Annotated in this window: 10 protein-coding genes; 4 read left to right on the forward strand and 6 right to left on the reverse strand. The window is 66.6% G+C overall.

Going from position 1 to position 9,069, the window contains the following annotated elements; all coding sequences use genetic code 11:
* Positions 1–115 precede the first annotated feature (115 nt).
* The 3 genes from DTW89_RS17745 to DTW89_RS17755 form a co-directional block, all read right to left on the reverse strand.
* Positions 116–340: a DUF350 domain-containing protein gene (locus DTW89_RS17745; protein ID WP_087747989.1), complete on the reverse strand. Its 225-nt coding sequence runs from the start codon at positions 338–340 to the stop codon at positions 116–118.
* A gap of 21 nt (positions 341–361) precedes the next feature.
* Positions 362–1,852 carry a DUF4178 domain-containing protein gene (locus DTW89_RS17750; protein WP_114656890.1) on the reverse strand — a complete coding sequence of 497 codons (1,491 nt, stop codon included), beginning with the start codon at positions 1,850–1,852 and terminating at the stop codon, positions 362–364.
* Between the two features lie 105 nt (positions 1,853–1,957).
* On the reverse strand, positions 1,958–2,995 hold the full coding sequence (locus DTW89_RS17755) for an SPFH domain-containing protein (protein WP_114656891.1): 1,038 nt from the start codon (positions 2,993–2,995) through the stop codon (positions 1,958–1,960).
* 220 nt (positions 2,996–3,215) lie between these two features.
* Here DTW89_RS17755 and DTW89_RS17760 point away from each other — a divergent pair, with 220 nt between their 5' ends.
* Positions 3,216–3,464, forward strand: a complete 249-nt coding sequence (locus DTW89_RS17760; protein ID WP_114656892.1) for a DUF2061 domain-containing protein — start codon at positions 3,216–3,218, stop codon at positions 3,462–3,464.
* Positions 3,465–3,755: 291 nt separating this feature from the next.
* Here the strand turns inward: DTW89_RS17760 and DTW89_RS17765 are convergent, their stop codons facing one another.
* A complete protein-coding gene (locus DTW89_RS17765; RefSeq protein ID WP_114656893.1) occupies positions 3,756–4,574 on the reverse strand; it encodes an SOS response-associated peptidase in 819 nt (272 codons plus the stop codon).
* A gap of 214 nt (positions 4,575–4,788) precedes the next feature.
* On the opposite strand from DTW89_RS17765, the gene DTW89_RS17770 reads away from it, so the two are divergent.
* The 3 genes from DTW89_RS17770 to DTW89_RS17780 all read left to right on the forward strand — a co-directional run bounded on the left by DTW89_RS17770 (position 4,789) and on the right by DTW89_RS17780 (position 7,104).
* A complete protein-coding gene (locus DTW89_RS17770; protein ID WP_114656894.1) occupies positions 4,789–6,087 on the forward strand; it encodes an acyl-CoA dehydrogenase family protein in 1,299 nt (432 codons plus the stop codon).
* 122 nt (positions 6,088–6,209) lie between these two features.
* Positions 6,210–6,773: a DUF3617 domain-containing protein gene (locus tag DTW89_RS17775; RefSeq protein WP_114656895.1), complete on the forward strand. Its 564-nt coding sequence runs from the start codon at positions 6,210–6,212 to the stop codon at positions 6,771–6,773.
* A 1-nt stretch (position 6,774) separates the two neighbouring features.
* Positions 6,775–7,104, forward strand: coding sequence for an antibiotic biosynthesis monooxygenase family protein (locus tag DTW89_RS17780; protein WP_201741035.1), 330 nt, complete (start codon positions 6,775–6,777; stop codon positions 7,102–7,104).
* A 23-nt stretch (positions 7,105–7,127) separates the two neighbouring features.
* Here the strand turns inward: DTW89_RS17780 and DTW89_RS17785 are convergent, their stop codons facing one another.
* Positions 7,128–7,868: a 16S rRNA (uracil(1498)-N(3))-methyltransferase gene (locus DTW89_RS17785; RefSeq protein WP_114656896.1), complete on the reverse strand. Its 741-nt coding sequence runs from the start codon at positions 7,866–7,868 to the stop codon at positions 7,128–7,130.
* Positions 7,869–7,959: 91 nt separating this feature from the next.
* Positions 7,960–9,069 (reverse strand): aminoglycoside phosphotransferase family protein (locus DTW89_RS17790; RefSeq protein WP_236637201.1); only part of this gene is annotated, 1,110 nt, incomplete at its 5' end.

Raw genomic sequence — 9,069 nt, forward strand, 5'->3', positions numbered from 1 at the left:
GCATGGGGTGGTGTCGGGCCTGGGGGCCGGTGAAAGCAGGCGGTATTGTGTGGCCTGCGCCATGGCGCGGCGCCACCCGCAAGCAGCGGCGCGGTGGTGGGGCTGTGCGGTGGCTTTAGCCGCCGTGAATGGCGGCGGCCACGATGATGCTGATACCCAGGCTCATGGCGGCCACCACCATGGCCAGGGCCTTGTTCTGTTTTTCGACGATTTCGCGCCACAGGTCGTAGGGCGTGATTTTGTCGATGATGAGGAAGCTGAGCCAGAACACCAGCACGCCCACCAGGGCGAACAGGATGGAGCCAAAAAATGCGGCAGGCCGCAGCCATTCAATTCCCATGATGACCTCCGTGGGTAAAAATTATTTGTGCCCGCCGCCGGATGAATACCCGCCGAACGAGCCGCCCGAGCTGCGGTAACCACTGCCGGACGAGCCCGAGCAATCGCTCAGGATGATGAGCAGGATGAGGATGATGACCGCAATCACGATGATGGTGCCGCAGCCCAGGCCCGACTTGGCCACGAACGGGCCGGGGTCGTCGCGCTGCAGCACGTCTTTCTTGTCTTCGAGCTTGAAGGCCTTGACCACGGTGTCGCTGGCCAGCTTGTCGCCAGACGACCAGGTGATCTCGCTTTTGCTTTGCTCCATCGACAGCAGCCCCTTGCTGCTTTCGAAGTCGCGGTTGCTGGTTTTCTGGCCGCGCTCGACCTGCCAATAAAACTCGCCCAGCACGTAGGTGGTTTCGGCGTCGTAGTGGTATTTGAGCTGGTAGGTGGTGCCCAGATAGGTGGCGCTGCGGCCGCTGGCGGCCAGCTGCGGCGCGCCCGTGGTGGGGCGCACCATGCTCCAGCCTTCTTCCGAATCGACCAGAAAGGCAAAGCCGCGCTTTTGGTTGTAGAGCAGGTACTCGCTCCAGCCAAAGTGCTCGTCGTCGCCGGGCTCCACGCCCATGCGGTGCTGAAAGCCCACCACCTGCCAGTGCACGCCCTGCAGTTGCCCCTTGGCGCCCAGCGGGATGATGGGCTGCACGGGCTCGTCCTGCTCGGCCGATCGCAACTCGCCGCCCACGCCGCTCTCCAGGCTGATGATGCTGGCGCACGAGCCGCAGGTGACGGTTTTGGAGGTGGCCAGTTGCACCTGCACGGGTGCGCCGCAGTGCGGGCAGTTGAACTGGCGGCCTTTTTCGTCCTTGACCGATTCGCCCTTCAGCCCGGTGAGCTGCAGGTCGTCCAGCAGCACGGCGCGGCCGCGCTCGACGTTGGGTGGTGTGTGGCCGTAGTCGATGCTGACCACTTCGCCGTCGGCGCTGCGCAGCTCGACCATGTCGAACGGCTGCCCTAGCGGCGGCAGCTTGGGCAGCTCGCCCTGGGCCGAGATCAGCTGGGCCTGGCCCGTGTAGGCCACGCTGTAGGGCTTGCCGTTGATGGCCGTGGTGGTGCCGATGCGAAACCGCGCGGCCTCGGGCATTTCGCGGCCGGGGTCGATGGGGCGGGTGAAGACGTAGGCGCCGTTGTCCTCGCCCAGCGTGGCCAGCGTGCCGTCTTGCAAAAAGGCGGCCCATTCGGTCCAGACGCCCGCGTCGCCCTTGTATTGCAGGCGGCCGATCAGGGTGAAGGGCACATCCTTGCCACCCTGCTGGATACGCCCGCTGGCCATGAGCTGCAGCGGGCTGTGGTCGTCGAACAGCTCGGCCATCTTGCCCAGCCGCGTGAGCACCTCGCCGCTGCGCACCACGGTGCTCTGGCAGTAGCCGCAGACGGCGTGGGTGGATTGCGCGCTGCGGAATTCAACCGGCGCGCCGCAGCCCGGGCAGGGCGCGCGGTAATAGCGCTGTGTGGGGTCGGTGGCCATCGTGGGGGCGGGTGCCTGCGCCGCGCTACGCGGTTCTGAAGCCTTTTTGGCCTCTAGCGCTTAACCCTCCAGCGCAGGCAGCTATTGTTGTGATAGCAGACGAACTCAGACCAGCTTCTTCAGCAGCTCGGCCTTCTTGGCGTCGAACTCTTCCTGGGTCAGGATGCCCTTGGATTTGAGCTCGCCCAGCTTCTCCAGCGTGGCCATCACTTCGTCGGGGCGCACGCCCGCGGGCGCGGCCGCTGCGGGGGCGGCCGCACCGCCACCCTGCAAGCCGGCCTGCAGGTTTTGCGCCAGCACCTGGCCCAGCGCCACGCCCGCGCCCAGGCCCATGGCGTCACCGGCAATGCCGCCACCATTGCCCGCGCCTTCGGCGAATTTGGGAATGGCCTGCGCCGTCTGGTACTGCATGAACTTGCCCATGTCGTTGCCGACCATGCCCATGCCGATCTTCTGGTCGAGCACTTTTTGCAGCTCTTCGGGCAGCGAGACGTTTTGTACCGTCAGGCTCTCGATGGCCAGGCCGATCTTGGCAAAGTGCGGGGCGAGCTCCTTGGCCAGCGCCTCGGCAAACATCACCTGGTTGGCGGCCAGGTCGAGAAACGGCAGGCCGCTGCCCGCAATGGCGTTGCTGATGTTCTGCAGCACCATGCCGCGCAACTGCCCTTCGAGGTCGGCCACGGGGTAGGCGTCGCGTGTGCCCGAGATTTCGGTGTGGAACAGCTTGGGGTCGGCGATGCGGTAGGCATAGTTGCCAAACGCGCGCAGGCGCACGGCGCCAAAATCCTTGTCGCGGATGGTGATGGGCTGCGGTGTGCCCCACTTCTGGTCAATCTGCTGGCGTGTGCTGAAGAAGTACACGTCGCTCTTGAAGGGCGACTGGAACAGCTTGTCCCAGTTCTTCAGGTAGGTCAGCACCGGCAGGGTCTGCGTGGTCAGCTTGTAGGTGCCGGGGCCAAACACGTCGGCCACCTGGCCTTCGTTGACGAACACGGCCATCTGCGACTCGCGCACCACCAGCGTGCCGCCGTTCTGGATTTCCATCCCCGCCATCGGGTAGCGCCAGGCCAGGGTGCCGTCGCCGTTCTCGGTCCACTCCAAGATGTCAATGAACTGTTTCTTGATGAAGTCCATGAGTGCCATGCGGTGCTCCAGGGTGCGGTGAGGGGTTGAGGGCAAAAAGAGCGGCCATCATAGCAACGCGGCCCGCGCAGACCGGGGCTTTTTTGGGGGCCCTCGCCGCTTGGCGCCAGCGGCTATCCGCGATTTAGGCACGATCAATTGGCCTTTTTTGTTGCGAATGACTATTATTTAACAGTGCCTGCTTTTCACTGCAGGCCCTGTTGAAGCCTAGGAGTCCACCATGTCCCTCATCCGCCGCACTGCCCGCCAGAACAAGACCATGCTGATGAAGACGGGCAGCTACTACCTTATCCACATCTGTGTGGCCGCGCTGGTTGCCTATGCCGTCACAGGCAACCTGTGGGCATCGCTCACGCTGAGCCTGCTGGAGCCCACGGTGCAGGCCGTGGCCTTTTTCTTCCATGAAAAGGCCTGGGACCGGGCAGCCCGCCGCAATGCAGCCGAGGCTGCGGCACTGCAAGGCGCGTGAACAGTGCGCAGCCGTTCAACCCTTTAAGGAGTTCACCATGTACACCATCCCCTTGCGCAGCCGATCCGCAGCCGGCCTGGCTTTTCAGCGCTGGCTTGTGCACCGTCTGGCGGGGCTGGCGCGGGCCGAGTAAGGCATCGCAACATGCCGTTCCGCTTTTCAGCCTTTGCAAGCCTGGCCTTGCGCTTTTGACAGGCGTGAAAGGCCCGGTGGCTTCGATGGCGTTCGTGCGGCCATCGCACCTTGGTCGACCGGGTCCAGCCGGTCCTCTGGCCCGCGTCCAGCCCGTGCTCAGCCCAGCAACCCCTTGGGCACCTTGTCGGCCTTCTTTTCCACCGGGTTGGCCAGCAGCCACTGGGCCGCGTACTGGCGCATGAACTCTTTGGCCTTGTCGGGGCGCGCCGTCAGCCAGGCGTCGTAGGCGCCTTCGTTCAGGATGGCGGGCATGCTCTTTTCGCTGCCCGGCTGACCATAACGGTGCAACAGGGCATGGTTGTTGGCGTTCACCGTGAGCAGGCAATAGCTGATGATGACCTCGCCATCGGCCCCTTGCCAGCGCGCCCACAAGCCTGCCACCCCCATGGGCTTGCCGTCCACGCGCGCAACGCGGGTGGGCACGGCCTTGCCGCTGCGCAGGTCGTCTTCATAAAACGCGGCCATGGGCACGATGCAGCGCTGGCCGTTGAGCCACGCATCACGAAACGGGGTGCCGGTGGAGGCGGTATCCGACTTGGCGTTGACCAGCTTGGGCGCGCGCAGCTTGGCGTCGGACGCCGACTTGACCCAGTGCGGCACCAGGCCCCACTGCGCGGGCACCAGCACGCGCTGCTGCGCAGGGCGCGCGGGTGCTTCGCTGGTGGCTTCGGTGCCCGCATCCGCCGGTGGCGCTGGCAGATCGGTCTGTGGCGCGGGGGGCGTTTGTGGCGGCTGTGACGGCTGCGCAGGCTGCGCCGAGGGATTGGCCATGGCCGCCGCCGTGGCTTCATGCACGATAAAAAAGCCTGGCTTGCGCGGCCACAGGTGGCGCTCGCCCAGGGCCGCTGGAGGCTCCACCGCAAACGCCTCGCGGTAGGTGTCGGCTTGCTGCAGGGTTTCGTAATGGGTACTCATCGGGGCATGGTACCTGCGTGCGCGGCAGTTTGAGTCAAAAAGGCCTCTGGCGCTTGTCCGATATGCGCTGACAGCTATGAAAAGCGAAGCGGTTTGAGCGAAGCCTGTTTCTGGGCCCTTTTCGCAGCCGTTTCCAGCGTGAAACCGTGACGTGCATCAAGCCCCATGTCGCCTGCGTTGTGACACGGGCCGCGCGGTTTTTCACAATGCCTGCATGGACTTCGCACCTTCTCCCCTGGCCCGGCAACTGCGTGAGCGCCTCTTGGCGTTCATGGACCGCTACCTGCTGCCCTACAACGCGGCCTGGCACGCAGCGGTGCAGGCGGGCGACTACCCGCCGCCGTTTCTGCAAGACCTCAAGGCCCTGGCGCGCGAGGAAGGACTGTGGAACCTGTTTTTGCCCACGCTGCAGCCCGACGAGCCCGGCACGCGCCTGAACAATCTCGACTACGCGCCGCTGGCCGAGGCAATGGGACGGCTGCCCTGGGCGGCCGAGGTGTTCAACTGCCACGCGCCCGACACCGGCAACATCGAGCTGCTACACCGCTTTGCCACGCCCGCACAGCGCACCGCATGGCTCACGCCGCTGCTGGAGGGGCGCATGCGCTCGGCCTTTGCCATGAGCGAGCCCGACGTGGCCTCGTCCGACCCGACCAACCTGCAGACCACGGTGCGGCGTGATGGTGACGACCTGGTGATCAGCGGCCGCAAGTGGTTCATCACCGGCGCGGCGCACCCGCATTGCCGGCTGCTCATCGTGCTGTGCCGCAACGCCGATGCGGATGGGGCCGACAGCCACCACCGCCACAGCATGGTGCTGGTGCCCGCGGATGCACCGGGCGTGCAGATCGTGCGCAACATCAGCGTGCTGCACCAGCATGCGCCCGAGGGGCATTGCGAGATCTTGCTGCAGGGTGTGCGCGTACCCGCCGGCCAGCTGCTGGGCGACTGGGGCACCGGTTTTGCCATGGCGCAGGCACGCCTGGGGCCGGGGCGGGTGCACCACTGCATGCGCACCATCGGCCAGTGCGAGCTGGCGCTGCAACTGGCCACCGGGCGTGCGCTGGAGCGCACCGCCTTTGGCAAACCGCTGGCCGAGCAGGCCAATGTGCAGGAGTGGATAGCCGAGTCGCGCATCGAGATCGACCAGGCGCGCCTCTTGGTGCTGCAGGCGGCCTGGTTGCTGGACCAGGGCGCATCAGCCGATGGGGCAGATGCCCGGCAGGTGCGTGCCCAGGTCGCCGCCATCAAGGTGGTGGCCGCGCGCCTGCAGCAGCGCGTGGTGGACCGCGCCATGCAGATCTTTGGCGCCATGGGCCTGTCGCCCGACACGCCACTGGCCGCCTTGTGGACCTGGGGCCGCGCCCTGCGCCTGATGGACGGGCCCGACGAGGTGCACCTGCGCACCGTGGCGCGGCACGAGCTGGCCCAGGCGCGTGCGGGCCTGGGCGCTTCGGCCGCCTGGTTCACCACGCCCGAGCAGCTGCGTGCGCCGCCCCACCTGAGCGCCTGAGCGCCGCACACCTGCGCATCCGGGTGCCGAAACCGCTGTGTGTCCGCGCACGGGCCCTTGGCAGCCCTGCTCAGCTTGGGGATACTGTCGGTTTTTCGCCAACCCGCCCGGAGAGCCTTGCCATGCACCTATTTGCCATCGCCGTCACCACTGCCGTGCTGCTGCCCAGCGCCATGGGCCTTGCCCACGCCCAGCCGCAAAAAATGCGCCCCGGGCTGTGGGAACACAGCATGGCGATGAAAAGCCAGAGTGGGCAGATGGAAGCCGCCATGGCCGAGATGCAGAAGTCCCTGGCCAGCATGCCGCCCGCGCAGCGCAAGCAGATGGAACAGATGATGGCCCAGCAGGGCGTGGGCATGGGGCCCAAGGGCCAGACGGTGAAGGTCTGCGTCACACAGGAGCAGGCCGACAGGGACACCGTTCCGCAGCAGGAGGGTTGCACGCAAAAGGTGCAGCGCATCAACGCCAGCACCATGAAAGTCGCCTTCAGCTGCAAGGGCGGCCAGGGCCAGCCGCCGTCCAGTGGCGAGGGCACGGTCAGCATGCAGGGCCCCACGGCCTACACGGGTCAATTCAAGATCAAGACCGAAAACGAGGGCAAGCCCGAGCAGATCGACATGGCGCAGTCCGGCAAATGGCTGTCGGACAACTGCGGCGCGATCAAGCCCGTGCCGATGGGGCGCTGAGATGGGCGCTGAGGTGGACAGCTTCGCCCACACCCCCGCGCCGCCGTATTACGCGGTGATTTTCACCAGCCTGCGCACCGAGGGCGACCAGGGTTATGGCGCCATGGCCGAGCGCATGGTGGAGCTGGCCGCGCAGCAACCCGGCTTTCTGGGCGTGGAGTCGGCGCGCGAGGGCCTGGGCATCACGGTGTCGTACTGGGCGGACCTCGCCTCCATCGCCGCCTGGAAAGCGAATGCCGAGCACCAGGACGCGCAGCGCCTGGGCCGGGCGCAGTGGTACGCCAGCTTCAAGACGCGCATTGCCCGCGTGGAGCGCGACTACGGCATGTAGCGCGCGCGGCGCGGCTGCGGCAGCTATTGCAGCGTGAGCGCCGCCAGCGCGGCCAGCGGCGCGGTCTCGGCGCGCAGCACGCGGGGCCCCAGGGTGACGGGTGCGAAACCGTGCGCAAGGGCCAGGTCTTCCTCGGTGCTGCTCAGCCCGCCCTCGGGGCCCGAAAGAAAAATCAGCGCGCCGCCACCCGCCGCCGCCGTGCGCAGCGCTTGTGTGCCGGTGCGCAGTGACAGCAGCAGCCGTGTGCCCTGTGCGGGCAATGGGGCTTGGGCGCGCACCCAGCCGGCCAGGTCCACCGCGTCATGCACCACGGGCACGCGGTTGCGCCCGCACTGCTCGCACGCTGCCACGGCCACGGCCTGCCAGTGGGCCAGTTTTTTCTCGGCACGCTCGCCCTTGAGCTTGAGCACGCTGCGCTCGGCCACCAGCGGCGTGATGCTGGCCACACCCAGCTCGGTGGCTTTTTCTACCAGCCAGTCCATGCGCTCGTTGGCGGTGATGCCCGCCAGCAGGTGCACGGCGCGCGGGGCTTCGCGCTCGATGGCGTGGTGGGCGCCCACCTGCACGCGCACATCGCTGCGGCCCATGCGCAGCACGGTGGCATCGAACTCGCCCCCGGGGCTGTCGGCATCCTGGCCGCCATGGAACAGCGTGATGCCGTCACCCGGCTGCAGGCGCAGCACCTGCACATGGCGCGCGGCGCCGGGGGGCAGATCAATCTCGGCCCCGGTGGCCAGGGGCGCCGGGCAATGAAAACGGGGCATTTGCTATCTTTAATATAGCTATTAGCGCTTTATTTATAAGGGCCAATGGCTGTTTTGACTCAATATTGAGCGATGGGATCGATTTCAGCTTCTACATGCGGCCATAGGCAAAACCCGTGACGGGTTCGGTGCCTTCGATCTGGTCCAGCATCTTGAGCAGCGGCCCGAGCTGCCGGTAGCGGTGGGCCGTGGCGCGGATGTAGCCCATGAAGCGCGGCGCATCGGCCAGGTATTTGGGCTTGCCGTCGCGCAGCGTGAGGCGGGCAAAGATGCCGGCCACCTTGAGGTGGCGCTGCAGCCCCATCCATTCGACGGCGCGGTAAAACTCGCCAAAGTCGTCGCCCCAGCCGCTGGCGCTGCGCGCGCCCAGCAGGCCGGCCTTGCGCGCCTTTTCCCAGTAGCGCACGGTCACGTCGATGATGAATTCTTCTTCCCAGCTGATGAAGGCGTCGCGCAGCAGGCTGGCAATGTCGTAGGTGATGGGGCCGTATACGGCGTCCTGGAAGTCCAGCACGCCCAGGGGCGCGCCCTGCTTGACGGGGGCCATCAGGTTCCGCGTCATGAAGTCACGGTGGACGAACACGTTGGGAGCCGCCAGGTTGTGGGCCACGATGGCATCGAAGGCACTGACCAGTGTGGCCTGCTGTTTGTCATCCAGCGTGATGCCGCGGTGCTGGCCCAGATACCAGTCAGGGAACAGCGCCAGTTCGCGGCGCAGCAGGGCTTCGTCATAGGCGGGCAGCACGCCCGGCTTCGAGGCCTTTTGCCAGTCGAGCAACACGTCGGTGGCCTGCAGATACCAGCCCAGCGCGGCCTGGGGGGCTTCGGGGGTGAGCAACTCGATCAGCGTGGTGCTGCCCAGATCGCTCAGCAGCATGAAGCCGCCGGGTTCGTCCCAGGCCAGGATGTGTGGCACGTTCAGGCCGGCAGCTGCCATCAGCGCTTGCACCTGCACAAAGGGGCGGCAGTTTTCCTTGTCGGGCGGCGCATCCATCACGATGCAGCTGGCGCCGGCCGCGCTGTCGATGCGCAGGTAGCGGCGAAAGCTGGCGTCGGCCGAGGCCGGGCGCAGGCTGGCGGGCAGCAGCTGGTGGCTTTGCACCAGCGGCGCAAGCCATTGTTCGAACGCGGCTTGCCGGGCCGCATCGGGCCAGCTGACGGGGCTGGCGGGAGCGGGCGATGCCGCGGCAAGGGGCCTTGG

Source organism: Acidovorax sp. BoFeN1 (assembly GCF_003345135.1).
Classification (GTDB): domain Bacteria; phylum Pseudomonadota; class Gammaproteobacteria; order Burkholderiales; family Burkholderiaceae_C; genus Acidovorax; species Acidovorax defluvii.